Annotated in this window: 1 protein-coding gene; it reads left to right on the top strand. The window is 45.4% G+C overall.

All coding sequences use genetic code 11. From position 1 onward, the window contains the following. On the top strand, nucleotides 1–304 hold a 304-nt coding region (locus ACE3MQ_RS27390; protein WP_379398789.1), incomplete at both ends, for an RHS repeat-associated core domain-containing protein.

Below are 304 nucleotides of genomic sequence, written 5' to 3'. Positions count from 1 at the left end.
ATGCAATACTTAAGGGCACGCTATTACAATCCAGAAATCGGTAGATTTTTGACGGAGGATACGTACCGAGGCTGGTTGGAAGATCCACAGAGCTTGAATTTATATGTCTATGTAGGTAATAATCCGCTGATTTATACTGACCCGTCTGGACATTTCAGGAATCCAATCGAGGCGTGGCGCGAAGGTCCGGAATGGCTGCCCTTTAGTAAAGAGTATGTCCGCAACTATGATCGGAACTTAGAGACAGGCTTATCCTGGATTGAAGAGAAGAATAAGCCCGCAGGAATGCTTGCCCATGGATTAA

The organism is Paenibacillus lentus (assembly GCF_042714055.1).
Lineage (GTDB): Bacteria > Bacillota > Bacilli > Paenibacillales > Paenibacillaceae > Fontibacillus > Fontibacillus lentus_A.
Note: the sequence above shows the minus strand (reverse complement) of the source record. Positions and strands in the feature narration are given on the sequence as shown.